The sequence below is a fragment of the Rahnella inusitata genome, from assembly GCF_018288855.1.
Lineage (GTDB): Bacteria > Pseudomonadota > Gammaproteobacteria > Enterobacterales > Enterobacteriaceae > Rahnella > Rahnella inusitata.
The window spans coordinates 458057-481832 of the sequence record NZ_CP065024.1 but is presented as its reverse complement, the minus strand read 5'-3'; the positions used below and the strand labels follow the sequence as shown (position 1 = coordinate 481832).

The window sequence follows — 23776 nt, the reverse complement described above, 5'->3', positions numbered from 1 at the left end:
ATAAGGTTATTGCCAATGGATGTCCATCAAGTAAACGAACTGGGCAAAAAAGATGATAAAAAAGTGACTCAGATCATCGGAGCGCGCCAAAAACCGGTGATGCAGCGCACACATCTTGGTGAGCCTGAAGACGACTGGATTGCTGAAGAAGTACCCGTTGCGCTGGTCTATAACGGGATTTCGCACGTGGTGATGATGGCCTCGCCGAAAGATCTGGAAGCCTTCGCGCTGGGCTTTTCGCTGTCAGAAGGGATTATCGAATCCGTCAGTGATATTCAGGGAATGGACGTGACGCCCAACTGCAACGGTATCGAAGTGAATATTGAGCTTTCGAGCCGCCGCTTCGCCGGGCTAAAAGAGCGTCGCCGCGCGATGGCCGGACGCACCGGTTGCGGGGTCTGCGGCATCGAGCAGCTCGGTGACCTCTTCCGCCCGCTCGCCCCACTGCCGTTCACCCAGACGTTCGATCTGCGGCATCTGGACACCGCGTTGTATCAGCTGAAATCCGTACAAACCATCGGACAACTGACCGGCTGCACCCACGCCGCAGCGTGGATCTCCCTGGAAGGGGAATTACTCGGCGGCTGTGAAGACGTCGGACGCCACGTCGCACTCGATAAAATGCTGGGAAATCGCGCCCGCCAGCCCGGCTGGAATTCCGGCGCCGCGCTGGTCTCCAGCCGCGCAAGTTATGAGATGGTGCAGAAAGCCGCGATGTGCGGCATCGAGATCCTGTTCGCCGTTTCTGCAGCCACGACGCTCGCCGTCGACGTCGCCGAAAAGTGCAACCTGACGCTGGTCGGTTTCAGTAAACCCGGCCGCGCCACGGTGTATACGCATCCGCAGCGGCTGAGGTAGTCTTCTAAGCACCCCGTGCCTTTAGACAATTTCGGATTCGCTGCTGTTATCTGGTTCTAAGCCACGTATAACAGGGGCTTACAAGTACCCGCACAAAGTGCGGAGCATAGATAATCATTTTCAATATCATTTAATTAACTATAATGATCCGACTGATTACGCGGTGCTCACAATGACGGTGCCGCCCTACACTATGGAGACGATGAACATGAGTTATTCACTGCCATCACTGCCTTACGCATACGACGCACTCGAACCGCATTTCGACAAAGAAACGATGGAAATCCATCACTCTAAACATCACCAGGCGTACGTGAACAACGCTAACGCTGCACTGGAAAGCCTGCCAGAACTGGCGAAACTTTCTGTTGAAGAGCTGATCGCTAACCTGGACAAAGTCCCTGCGGATAAGAAAGTCGCACTGCGCAACAACGCAGGTGGCCACGCTAACCACAGCCTGTTCTGGAAAGGCCTGAAAACCGGCACCACCTTACAGGGTGAACTGAAATCCGCTATCGAACGCGATTTCGGCAGCGTTGAGGCGTTCAAAGAAACTTTCGAAAAAGCAGCAACCACTCGTTTCGGCTCAGGCTGGGCGTGGCTGGTTCTGAAAGATGGCAAACTGGCTGTCGTTTCAACTGCTAACCAGGACAGCCCGCTGATGGGCGAAGCCGTTTCTGGCGCTTCCGGTTACCCGCTGTTGGGTCTGGATGTGTGGGAACACGCTTACTACCTGAAATATCAGAACAAACGCCCTGACTACATCAAAGCATTCTGGGATGTAGTGAACTGGGACGAAGCAGCAAAACGTCTGGCTGAAGCGAAATAATTTCGCACTGCCGCCCGTAACGGGCACGATGTTTTCGCCAATGGCGGGTCTGTGACCCGCCTTTTTTATGCGTGTAATATGCTGAAAACGTTACCCTGATCACCATAATCAAGTGAATCATTTTTTTGTACCCCGCTTTTTTCTGACTTTGCTCTCATTTATCAAAAATACACCGCAGCCCCTATAAAGTTTATTTTTACTCCACCGATAGATTGTTCACAAAGGCGTCACAAAACCGCTAATTTTCGCAGGGATGTACTACGGAGAACGATTATGGGTAACGGCACGGGTCTTTCGCAGTGGATGAATAATCTCAAGGTCGGCACCAAATTGGGCCTGGGATTTGGGTTGGTTTTATTGATCGCCGCCGTGATCACCGTGGCGGGCATGGTCAAACTGAATGACATCAGCCAGCGCGCTGAGAAAGTCGATTTCAGTAATCAGATGAATGCGTTACTTAATGATGCCCGTCTGAGCCGCACGCTCTATCAGCTTAAGTACGACCCGACCTATCTCCAGCAGAATCAGGAAAAAATCAACGCCCTGTCGCAGCTGATCGCTCAGTCAAAAGGCAAGCTGGAATGGGATGCCACCAGCCAGGCCAATCTCGGTCAGGTGCCGGTGAAAATCCAGGAATATCAGCAGGCGCAGGACGCGTTTAAAAAGGCCGTCGATAAAAAAGACGCCGTGCGCGCCAGCTGGAATCTTTCTGAAACAGAAGCCGTGGTGAAACGCTTACAAGATCAGCTGCGCGTGGAAGATGCCGATCCGTCCATCCGCCTTTCTCTGGCCGAAGTGATTCAGAAACTGATCAGCGTGCGTTACGACGTACGCGGGCTGTTACTCAATATGGATAAAGAATCCGAAACCACATTGCTGAAGGCCATTGACGATACCCAGGCCAATGCCAAAAAACTGAACGCGCTGTTGCTGCCAAATCAGCAGGCTACGCTGGCACCGCTGATGAGCGCACTGGCAGATTATAAAAGCCACGTCGTGGCCTATATGCCTGCCTATGAAGAAGAGCAGAGAAACTCGCAGCTGCTGTCGGTCAAAGCCAGTGAGATGAATACGCTGGTAGGCAAAATCTTCAAAAATGAGCTGGCAAATACGCATCTCGATATCAGCCGCGCGCAGTTAATGATGATGGTGATAACGCTGACAGTGCTGCTGGCCGGGATTTTGATCGCATGGCGGATCACCCGTCAGATTACTCAGCCGCTGCGCGCCACCTTGGAGACCGCCGAGCTGATTGCCAAAGGCGATCTGACCGCTGCACATCCGACGACGCGTCGCGATGAGCTGGGAATGCTGATGAATGCGGTTGCGGCGATGAGCCAGAACCTCAGCACCATGATTTACGAGATCCGCTCGGGGGTAACGCAGGTCTCCCATGCGGCTGCGGAAATTGCCGCCGGGAACACCGATTTGTCATCACGCACCGAACAGCAGGCCGCCGCAGTGGAAGAAACGGCAGCCAGCATGGAAGAACTGAGCGCGACGGTGAAGCAGAACGCCGATAACGCGCATCACGCCAGTAAACTCGCCAGTGAAGCCTCCGGCACTGCCACGCTCGGCGGTAAGCAAGTCAGCGACGTTGTCGACACCATGCAGCAAATTTCCGGCAGTTCGAAGCGTATTGCTGAAATTACCTCTGTCATCAACGGCATCGCCTTCCAGACCAACATTCTGGCGCTGAATGCCGCCGTTGAAGCGGCACGCGCCGGTGAACAGGGGCGTGGCTTCTCGGTGGTGGCCTCTGAAGTCCGCACGCTGGCACAGCGCAGCGCGCAGGCTGCGAAAGAAATCGAAGGGCTGATTGCCGAATCGGTAGAGCGCGTAAATACCGGCGCGAAACTGGTCGAAAACACCGGTCGCACCATGCAGGACATCGTCAAATCGGTCTCGCACGTGCGCGATATTATGGGTGAAATTGCTTCGGCGTCTGACGAGCAAAGCCGCGGCATCAGTCAGATTTCGCAGGCGATTGTCGAGATGGACAGCACCACCCAGCAGAACGCCGCGCTGGTGGAGCAGTCTTCTGCCGCCGCAGACTCTCTGGAGGATCAGGCCGCGACGCTGACACAGGCGGTATCGGTATTCCGTCTGGCGGACAACCGCAACATGCAGCACGCACCGGCGACCAATACGCTGCGTCGCCCGACGCTGCCACCCGCACAGGGCAAAGGCAGCCAGGAAAACTGGGAAACTTTCTGATCCTCTTTTCACCCTGCGCTTCTCCCACACAGCGCGCAGGGTGATTCTTCCTACTCATGACATCTGATGCGGGTTATGCTGAGTTCAACGACTGATTCCGAGCGGAGATCTTATGCATTATCCCGACGTCTATATTGGTGCTGTTGAGAATTACCCTGATTATTCGCCAAGCGCGATTGCCAAACGTCAGGTCAATGGCGGCATGCCATTAACGCCTCTGGGGCTGGAAGGCGATCAGCAAGCCGAAAAGTCTTACCACGGCGGGACAGACCGCGCACTTTGCCATTTTCCACGTGAGCACTACGCCTGGCTGCGTCAGCAATTCCCTGAAGAAGAAGAGCGCTTTCATCCGCCCGCCTTTGGCGAAAACTTGTCCACGCTGGGCATGACCGAAGAAAATGTCTTTATCGGCGATATCTTCCGCTGGGGCGAGGCGCTGATTCAGGTCACGCAGCCACGTGCGCCCTGCTATAAGCTGAACCATTTTCTCGACTGCAAAAATCTGGCGCCGTTACTGCAAAGCAGCGGGCGCTGCGGCTGGTTGTATCGCGTGGTGAGCACCGGTAATGTCAGCGGCGATCGTTCGCTGGAACTGCTGACGCGCAACAGCGACGTTTCGGTGGCCGGGGCAATTTCTATCGCATTCAACATGCCGTTCGATGAAGAACAGTATCGCCGTCTGATGTCAGCTGCGGGGATTTCTGCTAGTTGGAGCAAGACAATGCAAATGCGTCTGGTAAACCGCAAGATTGAGGATTTTGGACGGAGATTATTTGGGACCGAAGGGAAATAAACTTGCTCCTCCTTCTGCGAAAAGGGGAGCAAGTGAGGGGTATTGAAAAAGACAGAGATGCCCTTAATACCCCAACCCACCCCTTCGCAGGGGTGGGAGTTAAAATCAGAACGCTTTCTTAGCGAAACCGGTGACCACTTTCAGGCCCATTTCGCGGCCCAGCGCTGTCATCGGGTGAACTACCACGATACCGCGTACGGTTTTCTTCAGCGTGCCCATATCAGCCTGTTCTTTCTTGGTGATTTCACGGCTGAACGGCAGCTGCTCCAGCTTCTGCGCTTCGGTGCTGAGTTTTTTAACCCGCACATCTTTCAGACGCGCAATTTCAGCGGCCAGCTTTTCTTTCTCTTCTTCGTGCTTGGCGATCAGGTCAGAATTACCCTGCTGGATAACCGTAGGGTCTTTGTGATTCAGGGCATCAAGCATGTCGCTGAGGCGTTTAATCTCGGCTTTTTCGATTTCTTTCATGGTGTCAGATCCGTTCATGCCGCAGCGGGCAAAACTGTAAATTGGGAATAATAACCGTCAGTGTATCAGGAAGTGGGCAATTCTTCAGCTCACTCCTGCGTTTCTGCCAGCCCCGGAGGTAAACCGCACATCTCACAGGCGCGCTGACCGATGCGGATCATGGCCGAAATATACCGCGTGTCGAAGACATAACAGCAGGATAACCGCAGGCCGTTGGTGTAGCGGCCGCTCGGCGAATAAAGCTGACCGGGCGTCATGCAGATTTTATCCTCTAATAGTTGGCGGAATAGCGTCACGCAATCGACGCCCGCCGGGAAATCCACCCAAATCACGAAGCCGCCCGCCGGTTGTGTGGCACGGGTTCCCTGCGGAAAATGCCGCGCGATCAGCGCACGCGCCTGCTCGACCTGGGAGGCATACCGGCGGCGAAGCGCACGCAGATGATGGTCATAGCCGCCTGACTCCAGAAATAACGTCAGCGTTTGCGAGAGCAGCGCAGATTCGGCCATCGATGAGACCGCTTTCAGCTTGTGCAGCTTCGCGGCAAAGCGCCCGCCTTCCATCCAGCCGATACGAAAATCTGGCGCCAGCGTTTTGGTAAAACTGGTGCAAAACAGGATCCAGCCATCTCTGTCGAACGCTTTCACCGCCGGGGACAGCGTCGCGCCGAACTGAATTTCCGCATACAGGCCATCTTCAATCAGCGGCACCTGATGATCGTTCATCATCCGCGCCAGCCGTTTTTTCGCGGCTAACGGCATGGTGAAGCCCAGCGGATTTTGCGCCGTCGGCATGGCGATCACCGCGTTCAGACGTTTTTCGCTGAGCAGCATTTCCAGCACGTCCAGCGAAAGGCCGGTTTGCGGATCGGTCGGAATTTCCACCGCTTTCAGCCCCAGACTGGCGAGCAGCGGCAGCAGATAGAAATAGGTCGGCGTCTCCAGCCCCACACTGTCGCCGGGCTGCGTGGTCACGCGCAGCGCCAGTTGTAACGCTTCCATACAACCGTGCGTAATGGTGATGTCAGTCGGCTCTAAAATCATCCCAAGCGTCAGCGCCCGGCGGGCGATCTGCTGTCGCAGCGGCGGATGCCCCGGTGGCAGGGCGTATTGGCCAATCAGATTGGGCTGGCGGCGCAGCAGAGACGACATAATACGCCCCAGTTTTCCGCTCGGATAAAAGTCATTGGACTGCGGGCAGGCCAGCGACAAATTGGTGTAGGTCGGGTCGATTTGCGCGGCGAACACTTTGTCGATGAGATCCAGCACTTCATCCGCCGGTTCAGCCGCCTGCGTGTGTTGCTGCTCCTGCGGCTGATGCTGTTCAAGCGCAGGCAGAGCTGCTCGCACGTAAAAGCCGGATTGCGGCCGCGCCTCGATAAATCCGCGATCTTCCAGCCGCCGGTACGCCGCCACCACGGTATTAATACTGACTGACCAGGTCTGCGCGCTGCGTCGCACTGAGGGCAAACGACTGCCCGGCGCGAGCGTGCCACGGCGGATGGCTTCGGCCAGTTGTTCCGCCAGCTGGTTGTAACGAGTATCAGTCAGATCCGCGGTATCAGTCATGGTGTCAGTTCCGTGAAAAAGGGATGGGTACAGTGTGCGTCATCTCAATCTGTAACCCTGACAATAGCGTATTTCTGGTTCTGTTACCCTCCCATACAACACTTTATTCTGGTTATCTGGAATACAGGGGAGCAGGAAAGAAAATGATAGATACCGCTTTTGTCAGTTACGTCACCGTGATGTCGATTACGCCGGGCCCGAACAATCTGCTGCTGGCGGCTTCGGGCGTGAATTTCGGGCTGCGCCGCAGCGTGCCGATGATGCTCGGGATAACACTCGGCTGCGTCGTGCAATGTGCGCTGATGACCTCAATGCTGGCGATTTTACTGAGCTGGATGAACGCCGTACGCCTGCCGATGGCGGTCGTCGGCTGTGCCTATTTGTTCTGGCTGTCATGGAAAATCTACCGTTCCGGCACGCCGAAAGAAGGTGCGAAACAGCAACCGATGAACATGGTCGGCGGCGCGCTGTTTCAGGCGATCAACCCGAAAGCCTGGCTGATGGCCACCAACGTGGCGATCCTGTTTACGCCGCCGGACGGCAATATGCTGCATCACACGCTGCTGATTTGCGTCGGCTTCGCGCTGATCAACCTGCCATGCATTCTGGTGTGGGTGGTGATGGGTGACAGGTTACGTCAGGCGTTACGCGTTGAGTGGAAGCTGAAACTGTTCAATACAATCATGGGCGGCATGATGGCGCTCACCGCGCTGTGGCTGCTGGTCGGGGAAGTGCGTCATGCGATGATGTAAGCAGGTTATTTCTGCACGGGGGATAAACGTGACGGCTGCTGATTGCTGATGTGGGCGATAAGGCCGGTCACGGAAAGCACCATGGTAGAGCGGACGATTTGCTGATAACGCTGGCGTTGCATGGCAATCAGCGATTCGTCGGCTTCGCCGGGTTTCAGGAACGTCGGCGCTGGCGGTAACTCCGTCACGCAGTGCAATTCCCCGAACGGCCCCAGAATTTCATCGTCGGTAAAACGGTACTCTTCGCCGTCGTAGTTCAGCTCTTCACGCAGCGCCATCAATAATTCTGCATCTTCATATTCATGACGGCTGATGACACCCAGCGCATAAATCAGTTTAAGACGCACGGACAGATCGCCCAGCGGACCGGTGCCGGTCAGCAACGGTTCGACCGCGTATTTCACCGCGTAATCGTCTTTGCGAAAAACCTGCACCACCAGAATATCCAGCGCTTCGGCCAGTAATTCGACGGACGTCATCAAAAAGCTGCGCACGGTTTTACCCGCATTGAGCTTCTCGAGGACACGGTTTTCAAATGCCTGAGCTTTTTCCATTGGGCTTTCTTGCAATAAAGAACCGATGCTTTTAACGCCCTTGGCGTCATCCCTGAAACGCACATGTCGGGCAGTCACTGCCTGCCCGACAGGGCTTTCTTTGCCTGGTGTTGGCGAAATCAAAACGAACGCAGTATTAATGCATGGATTCGTAGATTTTTACGGCTTCAGCGACGACTTCGCCTTCTTCCGGCAGACCTGAAATCTGCGCGAGGGCGGCTTTCGGGCCGACTTTCTCCAGCAGCTCTGCCAGCTCTTTAGCCTGTGGATCCTGCTCACTGCGATAACGCATCGCGGCAGCAATACCGATAACCAGATTATTGTGCGGCAGGCGATATTCCTGCGTACCCAGCAACGGTTTGATCAGACGGTCGCCAGCGCTCAGTTTGCGCAGCGGCTGACGGCCAACGCGTTCCACGTCGTCATGCAGATACGGGTTTTCAAAGCGGGACAGAATTTTTTCGATGTATGCGCCGTGTTTTTGCGAATCGAAACCGTAACGACGGATCAGCACTTCGCCACTTTCGACCATCGCGCCGCGAACGATCAGACGCACTTTCTCGTCGAGAATAGCATCTCGGATCGTCGCGTGACCGGCCTGCTGGCCAAGGTACGCGGTGATAGCATGACCGGTGTTCAGGGTGAAGAGTTTACGCTCGACGAACGCCATCAGGTTGTCGGTCAGTTCCATCCCGGCGATTTCCGGCAAGGTACCTTTGAACTGAGTTTGATCGACAATCCACTCGCTGAAGGTTTCCACCGTCACTTCCAGCGGATCGGTGGTACCGGCTGCGGCTGGCGGAACAATGCGGTCTACGGCGGAATCGACAAAACCGATATGCGCTTCAACCCACACTTTCTCTTCTTCCGGCAGCGCGTTGAATACGTGCTGTTTGAACTGGCTGGTGCCGCGCACCATATTTTCACAGGCAATGATATTCAGCGGATTTTCGTTGCCCTGCTGGTGACGCAGAACCAGACCTTTCGCGACGTTTGGCGCAATTTTTTCCAGTACGGTCGGGCCCACGGCGGTGGTGACTAAATCGACTTTGGCGATCAGGTTAATCGCGTCCTGACCTGCGCTGTTCACTGCGCTGACGTTGCTGACCGGCTCAACGGTCGCCTGTTCACCCACGACATGCACGTCATAGCCTTTACGGCTGTTCAGCGCGTCCAGTAATACAGGGCTGACATCCGCAAAGGTCAGTTCAATCCCTGCATCAGCCAGTAATTTACCGATAAAACCGCGGCCAATGTTACCTGCGCCAAAATGTAATGCTTTCATAATATTTCCTTCAAATCGGGGGCCATCATTAGGTAAAGCTGGGGAGCCGCCCGGCTCCGAATCAACAAGCGGGTCTCGTAAGACCCGCTGAGTGACGCTCTATTTTTTTGATGCTTAAGTCTTAACCGCGAAGAATACTCAGGACTTCTTCGACGCTGGTGGTGTTGGCCAGTCGGTCAATCACACCATCTTCATCAAGCGCCGTGGTCAGTTTAGTGATCACGTTGATGTGCTCATTATTACGTGCGGCGATACCGATAACCAGACGCGCTGAGTCATCTTCGTCGTCACCCCAGCGGATACCCGCCGGATACTGGCAGAATACAATACCGGTTTTCAGTACGCGGTCTTTCGCTTCGATAGTGCCGTGTGGCACCGCGATGGATTCACCCAGATACGTGGAGGTCAGCTGCTCACGGGCCAGCATCGCTTCGACATATTCTGCCTGAACATAACCGCCTTTCACCAGTTGCTCACCGGCAAAGCGGATCGCGTCTTCTTTACTGGTCGCCTGCAGGCCGAGGAAGATGTTGCTTTCGCTCATACGGAACAGGTTTTCGTTATCAGTATCCGCCACGATGCTGTCGCCGAGCGTGGTGGTCACTTTCTCTTTGTACTGGCTGGCTTTGTTCACTTCAACCAGACGTGAAGTCAGGTCAGTGTACAGGCCGCTGTCGAGGAAGTTGGTCAGCGAGATGTGCTGCGCATGTGGCACCTGACGCATGGCGCGTTCAGTCAGGTCACGGTGGGTAATCACCAAATCCACGTCGTCAGGCAAGTTGTTGATTGCGCTGTTGGTGACGCTGATATTGGTCAGCCCCGCATCCTGCACTTTCTTACGCAGAACACCGGCACCCATTGCGCTGGAACCCATACCGGCGTCACAGGCTACGATAATTTTACGTACGGTGGACAGATCGCCCGCCACGCCCGTTGCAGAAGGTTTGCCGCCTTTAGATTCGGCTTTCATGTCCTGCATGCGACGCGTTGCTTCGTCCAGATCGTCGCCTTCTTTCGCTTTAGTGGTTTTCAGCAACAGCGCAGAGACCACGAAGGATACCGCAAATGCTGCCACGATAGCCGCGATGTTAGCGAAGTAAGCACCTTTTGGCGTCATCGCCAGCACTGCCAGGATGGAACCTGGTGAAGCCGGAGACACCAGACCACCGTTCAGCAGAGTCAGGGTGAACACGCCAGTCATACCACCGAGGATAACGGCCAGCAGCAGACGTGGGTTCATCAGAACGTATGGGAAATAAATTTCGTGGATACCACCCAGGAAGTGGATGATTGCCGCGCCGCCGGCTGATTGTTTGGCACTGCCACGACCGAAGAACATGTACGCCATCAGGACGCCCATACCCGGACCTGGGTTCGCTTCGATCAGGAAGAAGATAGATTTACCGGTTTCAGTCGCCTGCTGGATGCCCAGTGGAGAGAAGATACCGTGGTTAATAGCGTTGTTCAGGAACAGGATTTTCGCCGGTTCAACAAAGATTGAGGCCAGCGGCAACAGGTTATGAATAACCATGATGTGCACGCCTGCAGCCAGCACTTTAGACAGCGCTTCTACCAGCGGACCGATTGCCAGGAAGGCGAGGATCGCCAGCAGCATACCGATAATACCGGCTGAGAAGTTGTTAACCAGCATCTCAAAACCGCTTTTGATTTTACCGTCAACCCAACGGTCAAAGCGCTTGATACACCAGCCACCCAGCGGGCCACCAATCATCGCACCGAGGAACATCGGCATGTCCGCACCGACGATCACACCCATTACGGTGATGGCACCGACCACACCACCGCGATCACCACCGACCAGACGACCACCGGTGAAACCGATGAGCAGTGGCAGGAGATAAGTGATCATCGGGCCAACGAGTTTCGCTAATGTTTCATTAGGAATCCAGCCGGTTGGAATGAACAGAGCAGTAATGATACCCCAGGCGATAAACGCGCCGATGTTGGGCATTACCATGTTACTCAGGAAGCGACCAAAGTTTTGAACTTTGATCTTAACGTCTGGTGAAAACATAAAACGCACCCCTATTGATACGCGCTGACAATAGAGCGCGTGATATCAGTTAATTATCGGTGACGGTTAATTCGGTTTTATATGCCACTGCTTTAAAAATCCGTCCGTCGAATTGCTGTCTGCGAGGCGGACTCTACCACGTGATTATAGGCACCGCGTACCCACCCGGCATCCCGTGATGCGGATCACACCTATGAGCCCACTACCCCCTGCATTAGAGTGATCGCGATCACAAAAACACCCTGTAACCGGGCTACAGTGGCGAAAATGCAGCCATCACGGCGCTAAAAACGTGACTTAAGTCACCTTTTGTTAACGAGTCTTTATCATAAAAATGTGATATTTATCACAAAGTATTTTTCGCCGGACTTGTGTATTTAGCTTAAAAAGCATTCAGACGTGTCAGATCTGCACAGGAATGAGTTTACGGGGGAGATGTTGAAAGAAAATTACAGGGGACAGGAAACACAAACGGCGAGCAGTCAGACAGCCCGCCGTTTTATTTAGAACACTCTTTGAAGAATTACTTCCCGCCTTGCGCCTTAACGATGGCGGCCTGCAAATCGTCGGCGGACACTGCGCCCGGCAGTACGGTGGTATTTTCAGCGGTAGCGCCGCTGGTTGGCATCACGACAAAGCCCGGAGTACCGCTAAAACCGAGGGTACGTGCCAGTTCGTCGTTGGCGGCGATGGCTTCGTGCGTGGCTTTACGCTGCGCTTCAGTCGGCTGCGTAGCTTTGGCGGCTTTCACGGCACCGGCGATATCCGCTTCGGTCAGTTTTCCTTCGTCATGCCCGGTGCGGTAGATGCTGTTGTGATAATCGAAATACGCCTGCGCGCCCTTCTCTTTCCACACCGCTATGCCGGTTTCAGCGGCGGTGATTGATGGTTTCCAACGATCGCCGAAGATTGGCCACTCTTTGAAGACGAAACGCACATTTGGATTAGCTTTCACCGTTTTCTCGACCACGGGCGCCATGCGGCTACAGTACAGGCACTGATAATCGAAGAATTCGACAAACGCGACTTTGGCGTCTTTCGGGCCATAGCTTGGGGTCGCCGGATCGCTGGTGAGTTTGTCAGCGTTGGCCAGCACCGCACTCAGGGTTTGTTGCTGTTGCTGATCGGCCTGCTGCGCCTGCAATTTCTGGCTGACCTGCACAAGAATTTCCGGGTGCTGAAGCAGGTAATCTGCTGCGATTTTACCAATAGCCGCCTGCTGGGCCGGCGTGAAATCAGCAGTGGCACTGTCGGCAGCCATCACTAAGGTGGGCGCCATCACCAGCGAAGCCAGCAAAGTCATCGTCAGACGTTTCATCAAAAATCCTTAATTAACAGAAAACAGAAACAGATAAAGTTGCTGAAAAAGTAGAGTAGTTTTGTGTCTTTTGCAGGCAAAAAATTGTGATTTTTTATAAATCAGATTTTTGATAGCCATTGTCCGTGGCCATTTTCAACCGGATATCCGCCAGCTGGCTATGCTCCAGCACCCGCATGACGTTAGGCCCGTCGGTCATGCCATAGAAATCCTCCGCTTGTTGCGGGCTCAGGCCACCGCGGATTTTTCGCTCAACCAGGCGCCTGTGAAGTATGTCCGGGTCCGCCTCAATAAAAATGCTCACATCACATAGGGCAGAGAGCGACGCCCAGCCCGATTCATTGAGCAGCAACCAGTTACCCTCAACGATCAGCACCGGCGCGGTGACGCTGATGGCCTCTTCGACGGGCTCATGCAACGTACGGCTGTACTCCGGCCAGCGGCTGCCGGGCTTGCGTAATGCCAGTAACGCATCGCGTAATTTGGCCAGATCAAACGTTTCCGGCGTGCCTTTACGCTGGCGCAAACCGCGGGCATCCAGCCAACCGTTGCGGTGATGAAAACCGTCCATGGGTAAGGTTTGAAGCGGGACTAATTCTGGCATTTCGCAGGAGAGCTTTTGCCAGAAGGCGGACAACGTGGATTTTCCTGTGCCCGGAGGTGCCACCAGAAAGACAATCAGAGGCCGGTTTTGCTGGCGTTGAAGGGCAGAGAAATGCTGTAAAAGAGGCAGATGGAGTTGGTCGATATCTTTATGAGGGAAGCAAGCCTGCGTAGTAAGTCCGTTAATCGTCAGCGTTACGTTCATGGGTGAGTTCCTTGAGTAAATCCGTCACCGCCAGCGACAGCGCTGTCCTCACCAAATTGCCATAACGTGCATTATTGAATATCTCAAAACCGGCAAATTTCATTTTCTCAATGGACTGAAACATCAACAAATTACCCGTCACACAACGTAGATTCTGGATAAATTCATAAACGGTCTCTTCATGAAATTCCACAATCTCTGAACTCGTTTTCAGGTGCTCGTCCAGCTGAGAAAAAAGCAAAATATCTGCATAAACCGATTTTTTGATTTTCCCCAAGGCATAAATGAGCCTCAGGGAAACATCAATATTGTCCAGCGGACCGGATTTGGCGAGTAAAGGTTTCACAGCAAATTCACGGATATCCTCGTCATTATTAATAAAAAGCTGAGGGAGGAACTGTTTAATACCGCTGAGTAAAATGACATTGGCGGCATCCAGAAAATCATTGAGATTCGTCTGGCTGGAGAGCGTCTCCAGCACCTGATCTTCAGTGAGTACAGTCATCCTTCCCTTAGCCAATTCAGTAATGAGATGAATCGATCATATTACAGCCCGGTGGAAACACCAAAGTGGCTGAGTAAAGCCTGCTCCGCCTGCGCATTCCACACGCCGTGCGTTGGCGCCACCAGTTCGGCCAAACGTGCAAACAGCGGGTCACTTTTACCCCGTTCGGCAAAGTCGTCGATGGCCGTCAACGGCATGGAAATTCCGTTATAGATTAGCTTTTTACCGCCGGGAATATCAGGCAGATTGAGCACGGTTTCCGGCACGGCATCCAGCCCGCCGATGTGAGTGATCATATAGGAAGGCTGAATACGCCCCGCTGCCGTCAGTGCCAGCGCCTCCTCCATATCACCGGTCGACCCGCCCGAGGTGCCAACAATGTGCGTCGAGGAGTAGTGAACATGATAGAAATTAAAGGGAACGCTGAAATTTTTATCGGTCGGCCCGGCAAAGAAGTTCAGACAACCGTCTTCTGCCAGCAGGGCATCGCCCAGCTCGATCACTTGTGCGACGGCAGCGTAAACAAACACGTCATCGAATCCGTGGCCGCCGGTCAGTTCCCGCAGATGAGAAGCGGGATCTGACAACGTTTTGCTGTTGATGTAAACCAGCTCAACGCCTTTTTCCGCCGCCATGGCCACTGGCAATAACTGCTCGGCCCGCGCCAGACGCTGTTCATCAATATCGACCACCACCACGCGCGCAGGCTTCACATCGCCGTTAATCGCATAATCAATCGCACCAATGCCCATCGGTCCGGCACAGGCCAGCAGCGCCAGATTGCCCCCGGCTTTGATGCCCATCTGATGTTCATACACATACTGAGTGGTGTGATAACTGGCGTGGTACGCGCCAATAATGCAGCACATCGGTTCCGCCAGCGACGCCGCCGCGAAATAGCGGCCCTCGTAAGGCAACACGCAGCCCAGATCGATAGCCTGTTTCGGGATGATCATATAGGTGGCATTACCGCCGAAGGTTTCATAGCTATAACCGGCGGAATAACCGCTCGGCAGCCCCATCGCTGGTTGCAGCACGAAGCGTTTCCCCGCCTCAAAACGGCCATTGAGATTTTTCCCCACCTCAACGATCACCCCGGCGCATTCATGCCCGGTGACGGCAGGATGCTCAGCGATATCTTCCGGTACCCGTTTGTGTTCACTGCCGAGCAGAGCGGCTTTGTAGGTCGAGAGGCAAACGCTGTCTGACACCACATTTACCAGCAGTTCGTCATCGCCGATTTCCGGCAGTTCGAATTCCCGGATCCTGACGTCTTTCTTGCCATAAATGGCCGCAACTTTGGTTTTCATGCGAGGGCTCCTTGCTGAGGCTGTGAGGTGATATCGATGAGCAGCGCGTCGAGCGCCGGGTCGCCAAGATAGTTTTTAATCAGGATCAACGGTTTCTCCGTGACCCGCTGCGCGCGCCCTTCGAGGCTGGCATGGGTGACAATAATGTCGGCATCGGCAGGGATGTTTTCGATGGAGTAGTGTTTCACCTCAATCGCGTAACCCGCCTTCTCCAGCTTCTTGCGAAACGTCGTCGCACCCATGGCGCTGGAACCCATTCCGGCATCACACACAAAGGCGATCAGATTGATACGGGCAGCCAACGGTGATGTACCAGACTTGCCTTCGGCCTTACGTTTTTTGTTCGCCGTCTGGGAATCTGCGAAGTTATCTTCCGCCGGTGACGTATCAAGTTTCAAAATCACGGTAGCGACGACAAAAGAGACCACGGTGCCCGCCAGCACACCGGCGCAGGTGCCGATAAAACCACCGCGCGGCGTCAGGGCCAGATAGGCAAAGATTGAGCCAGGGCTTGGGCCAGCCACCAGCCCGGCGCCAAAGAGTTCGAAGACATAGATGCCGGTCATACCGCCTGCAATCATCGCGATGATCATCAACGGTTTCATCAGGACGTAAGGGAAATAGAGCTCGTGGATACCGCCAAGAAAATGAATGATCATCGCGCCGGGCGCAGATTTTTTGCTCAGCCCTTTCCCAAACAGCGAGAAGGCCAGCAGCATACCGAGGCCGGGGCCAGGGTTGGAGGCCACCATGAAGTAGATAGATTTTCCGGCCTGCGCGGTGTCCTGCATACCCAGCGGGTAGTAGACCCCCTGATCGATGGCATTATTCAGAAAGAGCACTTTCGCGGGTTCATTAATGACTGACAGTAACGGCAAATAGCCGGTCGCGACCAGTGCTTCAATGCCCTCTTTCACTACGTTATTGGCCGCCATCACCGCCGGGCCAATCACCTCATAGGCCAGCAGGCATAACAGCATGCCGAGAATACCCAGCGAAAAGTTATTGATGACCATTTCAAAACCAGCAGGGATGCGTTTCTCCAGCGCTTCATCTACTTTTTTGATCACATAACCGCCGAGCGGCCCCATCACCATTGCACCGATAAACATGGGAATATCGGCGCCAACAATCACACCCATCGTGCCAATGCCCCCCATGACCGCCCCGCGTTTACCGCCGATCAGGTGTCCGCCGGTGGAACCAATCATTAACGGCAACAGATAGGTGATCATCGGGCCAACCAGTTGGCCGAAGTGAAGATTAGGCGTCCAGCCCGTCGGAATAAATAACGCCGTAATAAAACCCCAGGCAATAAAAGCCCCAATATTCGGAATGACCATTGCCGTCAGAAAGCCGCCAAAAGCCTGCACTCTGGCGCGCATTGATTTGTTAGCCATATTTAATTCCTGTTTAAGAGGGAGGGTGAAATTAATAACGCCGAATGATGTTGGTTAATGCCTCAATATTTTCTGCATGAAGTAATTCATTAACCACATCATCTTCACACAACATTTCACTGAGTGCCTGAATGGCGGCAATATGAGAATCCGCATCGACGGCAGCCAGGCCGATCAGCAGATTTACCGGCGGACTATCGGCATCAAAACTCACGCCTTCGCGCAGCAGCGTCAGGCTGAGCGCCGTCTTCAGCGCCCCGCACTCTGGTCGTGCGTGGGGCATGGCGATATGCGGAGCCAGTAAATAATAGGGACCGATGTCCAGCGTGGTTTGTTTGATGGAGGCAATATAATTTTCCGTTACCCAATTATTCTCCAATAGATTTTCCATCGATAAATCTATCGCGTGCTGCCAACTCTTTGCGCCGGAATAAATACTGATCGCATCCTGATGAAAGAAACTTATTAATTCTGACATATTACACCCCTTATTCCCGCAACATTCATCCGGATAAAACCTCAAAGAATAATAACGGGCGTTGAATAATCAGGAGCATATTCTCACGTTACTTTTTTAGCAAACGGGCGGCATCTTGTGATCTCTGTCTAATAAAACAGAATCAGGGGGATAAAAGTGAATGGCGTTCACATTATTTTCTTATATTTTTAAATAAAAACAATAAGTCAATAGGTATTTTGTTAACCTAGTCACAATTGATGATTTTTATTAAAATGCTTTAATTGTGAACTTCGTCAAATTAGCACGCTTGTTTTAATTTTTTTACATTAAAAAAGCCACGTTATTTAACGTGGCTTTAGAGGTCCGTTCGCCGTATTCCTGCCGGAATAAATCTTAGTTGCTGAAATCGCCCTGCGCGACTTTCTGCGCCTGAAGCAATGTCTGCTGTTTGCCCACCAGATTCGACATCATGGTGTTGTACTGCGTCGCCTGTTGCTGCGTCGGGAACTGCACGCCGCCGTTGGCGAAAGCGACCTGAGTGCCCTGCTGTTGCAGATAGTCACCGACGGAGACGATATCCTGCGTGAAGCTTTGCAGCGCAGGTACCAGCGGTGTCAGTGCATTCGCAGGCTGAGTCACCACGGTGCTATATACCTGGCTGTAAACGGCTTTCAGATCGTCCGGCTGCTTCAGTGCAGCCATCGCAGTATCCGCTTTGGTTTTGGAATCACGCAGCTGTGCATTCAGCAGGCTCAGCGTACTGGCCGCCTGTTGCAGCGCACCGCGTTGCGTTATGTAATCCTGAGGCGTGCGCACCTGACCGATAGCGTTGACGACTGGCACGAAGCTGCCGTCTACCGCGCCTTTCATCTGACGGGAGAATGACAAAATAATGCCGTAGTCATTCGCGTAATTACCAAAACGTTGTTTTTGATCTTCACTCAGCGATGGCAGGTTTTGCCCGCTGCGCATCACGGTATTTTGCAAATAATCGATAAAGGCTTTGCGTTGCTCCGGTTCTTTATCGCCGCATGCAGTGAGCTGAAACACTACCAGCAGTGCGATAAACGGCGCCAGCCAGCGAGAAAATGCACCGCTTCTGATCCCTACAGCCATGAGTCCTGACTCCTGATTTCAATGTTCTTTTACCGGCAAGTTCCCTGCCGAGTTTATGCATTCCATGCGGGGTATAGGATAGAACATAAGGCGGGTATGCGATACCTGCGGCCCCGACGCTTTTTCATAAAGCGCTTAAATTCGAATACGGGCCGGTTTTGCTTTGCCCCTCCCCTTCGCAGAGGAGGGAGCGGATCGAGCCAGATTCGGGAACTTATTGCAGCAGCGAAATATCCGCTACCTGCAGGAACAACTCCCGCAGCTTAGATAACAACGTCAGACGGTTAATGCGCACCGCTTCATTCTCATCCATCACCATCACGGTATCGAAGAACTTATCGACGGTTTCGCGCAGCGCAGCCAGTTCGACCAGCGCTTCTTTGTACTGACCGGCAGCAAACAGCGGCTCGAGTTTATCGCGCAGCACCACCAGATGCGTCGCCAGTTTCAGCTCAGCAGGTTCTTTGAGCACGGAAGCGTGAACGTGATCGAGCAGAACGTCGGTGGATTTCGCCAGAATGTTGGAAACGCGTTTGTTGGCCGCAGCCAGCGTTGCCGCTTCATCCAGCGTACGGAAGTAGCTCACCGCTTTCACACGGGCATCGAAATCAGCCGGTTTGGTCGGACGACGCGCCAGCACCGCCTGAATGGTATCGACCGCGTGACCTTCTTCCTGATACCACGCGCGGAAACGACCGAGCATGAAATCAACCACTTCATTGACAACCTTGGCGTTGGTCAGCTTGTCGCCGTACAGGCGCACCGCTTCTTCGGTCAGGGTCTGCAGATCAAGCGTCAGGTTTTTCTCTACGATGATACGCAACACGCCCAGCGCTGCACGACGCAGTGCGAACGGGTCTTTATCCCCTTTCGGGTGCTGCCCGATGCCGAAAATACCGGCAAGGGTGTCCATCTTATCCGCGATCGCCAGCGCACAGGCCACCGGGGAAGCCGGTAAGGCGTCGCCCGCAAAGCGTGGCTGATACTGCTCGTTCAGCGCAACGGCGACTTCTTCCGCTTCGCCGTCATGACGCGCATAGTGCATGCCCATCACGCCCTGCGTGTCGGTGAATTCGAAGACCATGTTGGTCATCAGGTCACATTTAGACAGCAGACCGGCGCGTTTAGCGTTCTCCACGTCGGCACCGATTTTATCGGCGATCCAGCCGGAGAGCGCTTCGATGCGATCGGTTTTGTCACGCAGGGTACCGAGCTGTTTCTGGAACATCACGGTAGCCAGACGCGGCAGGTTATCTTCCAGACGTTTTTTGCGGTCGGTCTTGAAGAAGAATTCAGCATCGGCCAGACGCGGACGCACCACTTTCTCGTTACCGGAAATGATTTGCTGCGGGTCTTTCGATTCAATGTTGGCCACGAAGATGAAGTTCGGCAGAAGTTTGCCCGCGGCGTCGTACACCGGGAAATACTTCTGATCGCCTTTCATGGTGTAAACCAGCGCTTCAGCCGGAACCGCCAGGAATTTCTCTTCGAATTTCGCGGTCAGAACGACCGGCCATTCCACCAGAGACGCCACTTCTTCCAGCAGGCTTTCGCTCAGATCGGCAATACCACCTATCTCTTTCGCTGCTTTCTCGGCATCACGCTTGATGATGGCTTTACGTTGTTCGTAATCAGCGATCACTTTGCCGCGCTCGAGCAAAATCTGCGGATACTGATCGGCGTTGTCGATGGTGAATTCAGGCTCACCCATGAAACGGTGACCGCGAACAGTGCGCGCAGAATCGATACCGAGGATTTTCGCCGGGATCAGCTCATCGCCCAGCAGCAAAGTGACGGTGTGAACCGGACGCACAAACTGCACGTCTGAATCGCCCCAACGCATCAGTTTTGGAATCGGCAGTTTGGACAGCGACGTGGCGATCATCGCAGGCAGCAGCTGTTGTGCGCTTTCGCCTTTGACATGCGCACGGTAAACCAGCCATTCGCCTTTATCCGTGACCAGACGATCGGCCTGATCCACGGTGATACCGCAACCGCGTGCCCAGCCTTCGGCGGCTTTGCTTGGTTTGCCTTCGCCATCAAATGCCTGAGAAACCGCAGGGCCGCGTTTTTCTACTTCGCGATCGGCCTGAGATTCATGCAGGGCAGAGACTTTCAGCGCCAGACGGCGCGGTGCTGCAAACCATATGACGTCGCCGTGTGGCAGATTCGCCGCATCCAGCTCCGCAGTCAGGTTAGCGGCAAAAGATTCAGCAAGGCTGCGCAGAGCCTTCGGTGGCAGTTCTTCCGTGCCGATTTCCACCAGAAATGTTTTTTCAGTCATCACTGTTTCTCACTTCTCGTTCTTTTTGCACATCGGGAAGCCCAGCACTTCGCGGGAAGCGTAATACGCTTCAGCTACCGCTTTAGTCAGGGTACGGATGCGCAGAATGTAGCGCTGACGTTCAGTCACAGAAATCGCTTTACGCGCATCCAGCAGGTTGAAGCAATGAGCTGCTTTCAAAATGCGTTCGTACGCAGGCAATGCCAGCGGCTTTTCGAGTGCCAGCAGGGTTTGCGCTTCTTTCTCATGCTGTTCGAAGCAGGAGAAAAGGAAATCGACATCGGCGTATTCGAAGTTATAGGTGGATTGCTCCACTTCGTTCTGATGGAACACGTCGCCGTAAGTCGTTTTCCCCAGCGGACCGTTGCTCCAGACCAGATCGTAAACGCTGTCCACGCCCTGGATGTACATCGCCAGACGCTCAAGACCGTAGGTGATTTCACCGGTCACAGGTTTACATTCCAGGCCGCCAACCTGCTGGAAGTAAGTGAACTGCGTCACTTCCATGCCGTTCAGCCACACTTCCCAACCAAGACCCCAGGCGCCGAGCGTCGGGTTTTCCCAGTTATCTTCAACGAAGCGGATATCGTGGATCAGCGGATCAAGGCCCAGCTCTTTCAGGGAGCCGAGGTACAGCTCCTGAATGTTTTCCGGGGAAGGTTTGATCATCACCTGGAACTGATAATAGTGTTGCAGGCGGTTCGGGTTCTCACCGTAGCGACCGTCAGTCGGGCGGCGTGATGGCTGAACATAGGCTGCCGCAAAAGGCTCAGGGCCGAGCGCGCGCAGGCTGGTCATCGGATGCGAAGTACCCGCGCCAACTTCCATATCCAGCGGTTGAACAATGGTGCAGCCCTGCTGCGCCCAATAATCTTGCAGTGTCAGGATCAGGCCCTGAAATGTCTTAGTATCAAACTTTTGCATGTTGGATTCGCACGCGAGAAAGTGGGTTTATACACAAAATAATTCGACTGGCAGGCAGGCGACAAGCTCGTGAATCCCCTGGAGCTTAGATAACTAAGTGACGGGGGTGAGCGAGCGCAGTCAACGCATCTGCAACTCGAAGTATGACGGGTATTAAAGAGTCGGACAGTATACCCGCTGAACGGAAGATAATCAGCCAGAATCAGGCAACGGCTGCGCAGCGGAGAGAAAGTGTTTAATTTCGGGTGGGATTAGGGGGGCTGTCACCCCCTCAGGGTTTAAAACCGTGCACTGATCCCCGCGTTATAGGACGTTTGCTCGCCGGAATCCAGACCGGTGGTTTGGGAGACGGCGGCGAAGGCAGAGAGACTGTGAGTTAACTGGACGTTTAAGCCTGCTGTCATGTCGACCCAGTCTTTGTCCTGTTCGCCGGTGGTGCGGCTGAAGTGCGTACGGGTCGATTTTATCGCGCCCGTGGCGGTGTAGGTGTTATCGCTGAACTGACGGTCGTAGGTCACCTGCGCGTACGGATTCACGATGCCGAGTTCGGCGTTCAGACGCCAGCCCAGCGCGCCGATTTGCGAGTGGGACGTCTGGTCGCCAAAACGCATCGAGGTGCTGTTGTTGCCTTTCTCGCTGTAACCGTCAATGCTGCTGTAATCCCAGCTGTACTGCGCCACCGGGCCGGTTTTCAGCACCGGTAAAACCGGGAAATCCCAGCCAGCCGTGAGCCGTCCGCCAATCTGTTTACCGTCGGTATCGCCACGCTCAGTGCGGGTGGTTGGCCCCAATTTGATACTGCGGTTGATATCGTCGTAGTTTAGCGAACCATAATGAACATCGCCGTTTATCCAGCCATTTTCGGCGATTTTAACACCGCTGAAGGCCGTCGCCATCCAGCCTCGCGTGCGGTAGCTGTAATGGTCGGTCGGATCCTGTTTATCGTCTGAACCGGAAATCATCAGCCCCATCATCCAGCGATCGGTCATCTGATAATCCATACCGATATTCAGCGAGTTAGATGTCAGATCACCCTCACCCAGCGACGGATTGATTTTGCTGTCCGCACTCTGTCCGGCATAACCCCCGAACATGCCGAAAGTACCGGCGTCATTATCCTGCGAACGCAACTGCTGGTAGCGGCTGTCGAGCAGCCCCTGCGTATTGCGCGCCAGCGCCAGCGAGCCCTGATTCAGCGCGGTGACTTCCAGCGGACCGTTAATCACCGACTGCATGTACTCGGCGATCAGCGCGTGCGCCTGCGGGGTCGGGTGGAAATGGTCGGCAAACAGGAACGCTTTGCTGCTGTCGAAGCCCGGCAGGTTCGACGTACACTCAGAGGCCGAGGTACCGACCGGGCAGGCGGTGCCGGCGGTATTGGCGAAGCCGTACAGGTTCGGATCGGCAATCACTTCGCTGAACAGCCCGTTGATATCCACACGCGCAATATTGCCGCCGGTTTTCGCCAGCGCGATATCTTCGGTGGTGTTGTAGGTATCAGTGAGATCGCCTGCCACACTTTTCAACGCGTCATAGGCGGCGATCAGCCCTTTTGATAACAAATCCTGCACCAGTTCGGAATCCAGACCGGCGGTGGTTGAAGCCTTCAGCGCATTGTGAATCGCTTCAGTACGCGCATCGTTGTCCGGAGTGTTTTGTGCATTCAGATATTGGTAGGCCGCTTCCAGCGCCTGCTGCTGCACCGGCAGCAATCCGACCTGGATAATGCCTTCCATCAGCACCGGCGTGAGGCCGATATTCGGCACGGTCGGCACCACCACGGTTCCCGCTCCGGCTTTCAGCAAATCGTTCACCTGCGACGCGGCCTGGGTGGCACTGTTGGTGGCAATTTCTACGGCAGAAATCGGGTTCAGGCTCAGCGCGGCGGCGGCCAGATCGTTGCCGCCAATCCAGTGAATGTACAGCCCGTCAGGATCGGCTTTGCCCCCGGTCGAGTTCAGATAGCTTTTGACCTGATCCTGCGTGGTGTACTCAGAATCGAGGCCCGGCACCGCAACACCGCCGCCTTCGGCATAGTTCAGGCCTCCCTGGGAAGAAGGCGTCAGCGTAGTGCCGATATTTTTCGCCAGAATTTCGTCGTACAGCTGATGCGAACTGCTGTCGAAGGTCCAGCGGCCAATATTGCCAGTGTCACTCAGGCTGTCACCGAAGACATAAAGCTGACTGTAAGCCTGCGCCGGAGCCTGAAAACCTAAGCACATCGCCACGCCGAATGCCCCCTGTGTCATCCGTAAAACGGCGTTTTTTTGCCTGTCATCGTCGTGATATCCC

The 23776-nt window shown here is 54.3% G+C and carries 20 protein-coding genes; 5 read left to right on the top strand and 15 right to left on the bottom strand.

Annotation, left to right across the window (positions count from 1 at the left end):
* The first annotated feature begins 15 nt into the window (after positions 1–15).
* From fdhD to yiiM, 4 genes are all read left to right on the top strand, one after another.
* Entirely contained in the window at positions 16–858 is an 843-nt protein-coding gene (gene fdhD / locus I2123_RS02240) for a formate dehydrogenase accessory sulfurtransferase FdhD (protein WP_213051710.1), read from the top strand.
* A 208-nt stretch (positions 859–1066) separates the two neighbouring features.
* Positions 1067–1687 (top strand): superoxide dismutase [Mn], encoded by a 621-nt coding sequence (sodA, locus tag I2123_RS02235; protein WP_112165303.1) that lies wholly within the window; start codon positions 1067–1069, stop codon positions 1685–1687.
* Between the two features lie 273 nt (positions 1688–1960).
* Positions 1961–3904: a methyl-accepting chemotaxis protein gene (locus tag I2123_RS02230; RefSeq protein WP_213051709.1), complete on the top strand. Its 1944-nt coding sequence runs from the start codon at positions 1961–1963 to the stop codon at positions 3902–3904.
* Between the two features lie 112 nt (positions 3905–4016).
* The gene (gene yiiM / locus I2123_RS02225) at positions 4017–4697 is read left to right on the top strand and encodes a 6-hydroxyaminopurine reductase (protein WP_112165307.1); all 681 of its coding nucleotides are present in this window, start codon (positions 4017–4019) and stop codon (positions 4695–4697) included.
* A gap of 105 nt (positions 4698–4802) precedes the next feature.
* On the opposite strand, the gene I2123_RS02220 is transcribed toward yiiM, so the two are convergent.
* Positions 4803–5165, bottom strand: coding sequence for a YibL family ribosome-associated protein (locus I2123_RS02220; protein WP_112165309.1), 363 nt, complete (start codon positions 5163–5165; stop codon positions 4803–4805).
* A gap of 89 nt (positions 5166–5254) precedes the next feature.
* Entirely contained in the window at positions 5255–6733 is a 1479-nt protein-coding gene (locus I2123_RS02215; RefSeq protein WP_213051708.1) for an aminotransferase-like domain-containing protein, read from the bottom strand.
* Positions 6734–6876: 143 nt separating this feature from the next.
* On the opposite strand from I2123_RS02215, the gene I2123_RS02210 reads away from it, so the two are divergent.
* Complete coding sequence (locus tag I2123_RS02210; protein ID WP_213051707.1) at positions 6877–7485, top strand: LysE family translocator; 609 nt, start codon at positions 6877–6879, stop codon at positions 7483–7485.
* Positions 7486–7490: 5 nt separating this feature from the next.
* Here I2123_RS02210 and I2123_RS02205 read toward each other — a convergent pair whose 3' ends face one another.
* The 13 genes from I2123_RS02205 to I2123_RS02145 all read right to left on the bottom strand — a co-directional run bounded on the left by I2123_RS02205 (position 7491) and on the right by I2123_RS02145 (position 23706).
* Complete coding sequence (locus I2123_RS02205) at positions 7491–8039, bottom strand: MltR family transcriptional regulator (protein ID WP_056775860.1); 549 nt, start codon at positions 8037–8039, stop codon at positions 7491–7493.
* A gap of 136 nt (positions 8040–8175) precedes the next feature.
* Complete coding sequence (locus I2123_RS02200; protein WP_213051706.1) at positions 8176–9324, bottom strand: mannitol-1-phosphate 5-dehydrogenase; 1149 nt, start codon at positions 9322–9324, stop codon at positions 8176–8178.
* Positions 9325–9445: 121 nt separating this feature from the next.
* Positions 9446–11359 (bottom strand): PTS mannitol transporter subunit IICBA, encoded by a 1914-nt coding sequence (locus tag I2123_RS02195; RefSeq protein WP_213051705.1) that lies wholly within the window; start codon positions 11357–11359, stop codon positions 9446–9448.
* 523 nt (positions 11360–11882) lie between these two features.
* Positions 11883–12677, bottom strand: coding sequence for a DsbA family protein (locus I2123_RS02190; protein ID WP_213051704.1), 795 nt, complete (start codon positions 12675–12677; stop codon positions 11883–11885).
* 94 nt (positions 12678–12771) lie between these two features.
* The gene (locus I2123_RS02185) at positions 12772–13485 is read right to left on the bottom strand and encodes a nucleoside/nucleotide kinase family protein (protein WP_213051703.1); all 714 of its coding nucleotides are present in this window, start codon (positions 13483–13485) and stop codon (positions 12772–12774) included.
* Positions 13463–13990, bottom strand: coding sequence for an MltR family transcriptional regulator (locus I2123_RS02180; protein WP_213051702.1), 528 nt, complete (start codon positions 13988–13990; stop codon positions 13463–13465). The genes I2123_RS02185 and I2123_RS02180 overlap by 23 nt, the downstream gene beginning before the upstream one ends.
* A gap of 41 nt (positions 13991–14031) precedes the next feature.
* A complete protein-coding gene (locus tag I2123_RS02175; RefSeq protein WP_213051701.1) occupies positions 14032–15300 on the bottom strand; it encodes a zinc-binding dehydrogenase in 1269 nt (422 codons plus the stop codon).
* Positions 15297–16700, bottom strand: coding sequence for a PTS mannitol transporter subunit IIBC (locus tag I2123_RS02170; RefSeq protein WP_112165327.1), 1404 nt, complete (start codon positions 16698–16700; stop codon positions 15297–15299). Before I2123_RS02170 ends, I2123_RS02175 begins: the two co-directional genes overlap by 4 nt.
* Positions 16701–16731: 31 nt before the next feature.
* The gene (gene cmtB, locus I2123_RS02165) at positions 16732–17178 is read right to left on the bottom strand and encodes a PTS mannitol transporter subunit IIA (protein ID WP_213051700.1); all 447 of its coding nucleotides are present in this window, start codon (positions 17176–17178) and stop codon (positions 16732–16734) included.
* A 375-nt stretch (positions 17179–17553) separates the two neighbouring features.
* On the bottom strand, positions 17554–18276 hold the full coding sequence (locus I2123_RS02160) for a DUF3053 domain-containing protein (RefSeq protein WP_112165331.1): 723 nt from the start codon (positions 18274–18276) through the stop codon (positions 17554–17556).
* A 214-nt stretch (positions 18277–18490) separates the two neighbouring features.
* The gene (gene glyS / locus I2123_RS02155) at positions 18491–20560 is read right to left on the bottom strand and encodes a glycine--tRNA ligase subunit beta (RefSeq protein ID WP_213051699.1); all 2070 of its coding nucleotides are present in this window, start codon (positions 20558–20560) and stop codon (positions 18491–18493) included.
* Between the two features lie 9 nt (positions 20561–20569).
* Positions 20570–21484: a glycine--tRNA ligase subunit alpha gene (gene glyQ, locus I2123_RS02150; RefSeq protein WP_056775883.1), complete on the bottom strand. Its 915-nt coding sequence runs from the start codon at positions 21482–21484 to the stop codon at positions 20570–20572.
* Between the two features lie 278 nt (positions 21485–21762).
* On the bottom strand, positions 21763–23706 hold the full coding sequence (locus I2123_RS02145) for an autotransporter outer membrane beta-barrel domain-containing protein (protein WP_244879906.1): 1944 nt from the start codon (positions 23704–23706) through the stop codon (positions 21763–21765).
* Between the last annotated feature and the right edge of the window lie 70 nt (positions 23707–23776).

Bases quoted from the DNA above. Each gene is read 5' to 3' on its own strand.
- fdhD (WP_213051710.1), top strand. From the start codon at position 16: ATGGATGTCCATCAAGTAAACGAACTGGGCAAAAAAGATGATAAAAAA.
- sodA (WP_112165303.1), top strand. From the start codon at position 1,067: ATGAGTTATTCACTGCCATCACTGCCTTACGCATACGACGCACTCGAA.
- I2123_RS02230 (WP_213051709.1), top strand. From the start codon at position 1,961: ATGGGTAACGGCACGGGTCTTTCGCAGTGGATGAATAATCTCAAGGTC.
- yiiM (WP_112165307.1), top strand. From the start codon at position 4,017: ATGCATTATCCCGACGTCTATATTGGTGCTGTTGAGAATTACCCTGAT.
- I2123_RS02220 (WP_112165309.1), bottom strand. From the start codon at position 5,165: ATGAAAGAAATCGAAAAAGCCGAGATTAAACGCCTCAGCGACATGCTT.
- I2123_RS02215 (WP_213051708.1), bottom strand. From the start codon at position 6,733: ATGACTGATACCGCGGATCTGACTGATACTCGTTACAACCAGCTGGCG.
- I2123_RS02210 (WP_213051707.1), top strand. From the start codon at position 6,877: ATGATAGATACCGCTTTTGTCAGTTACGTCACCGTGATGTCGATTACG.
- I2123_RS02205 (WP_056775860.1), bottom strand. From the start codon at position 8,039: ATGGAAAAAGCTCAGGCATTTGAAAACCGTGTCCTCGAGAAGCTCAAT.
- I2123_RS02200 (WP_213051706.1), bottom strand. From the start codon at position 9,324: ATGAAAGCATTACATTTTGGCGCAGGTAACATTGGCCGCGGTTTTATC.
- I2123_RS02195 (WP_213051705.1), bottom strand. From the start codon at position 11,359: ATGTTTTCACCAGACGTTAAGATCAAAGTTCAAAACTTTGGTCGCTTC.
- I2123_RS02190 (WP_213051704.1), bottom strand. From the start codon at position 12,677: ATGAAACGTCTGACGATGACTTTGCTGGCTTCGCTGGTGATGGCGCCC.
- I2123_RS02185 (WP_213051703.1), bottom strand. From the start codon at position 13,485: ATGAACGTAACGCTGACGATTAACGGACTTACTACGCAGGCTTGCTTC.
- I2123_RS02180 (WP_213051702.1), bottom strand. From the start codon at position 13,990: ATGACTGTACTCACTGAAGATCAGGTGCTGGAGACGCTCTCCAGCCAG.
- I2123_RS02175 (WP_213051701.1), bottom strand. From the start codon at position 15,300: ATGAAAACCAAAGTTGCGGCCATTTATGGCAAGAAAGACGTCAGGATC.
- I2123_RS02170 (WP_112165327.1), bottom strand. From the start codon at position 16,700: ATGGCTAACAAATCAATGCGCGCCAGAGTGCAGGCTTTTGGCGGCTTT.
- cmtB (WP_213051700.1), bottom strand. From the start codon at position 17,178: ATGTCAGAATTAATAAGTTTCTTTCATCAGGATGCGATCAGTATTTAT.
- I2123_RS02160 (WP_112165331.1), bottom strand. From the start codon at position 18,276: ATGGCTGTAGGGATCAGAAGCGGTGCATTTTCTCGCTGGCTGGCGCCG.
- glyS (WP_213051699.1), bottom strand. From the start codon at position 20,560: ATGACTGAAAAAACATTTCTGGTGGAAATCGGCACGGAAGAACTGCCA.
- glyQ (WP_056775883.1), bottom strand. From the start codon at position 21,484: ATGCAAAAGTTTGATACTAAGACATTTCAGGGCCTGATCCTGACACTG.
- I2123_RS02145 (WP_244879906.1), bottom strand. From the start codon at position 23,706: ATGTGCTTAGGTTTTCAGGCTCCGGCGCAGGCTTACAGTCAGCTTTAT.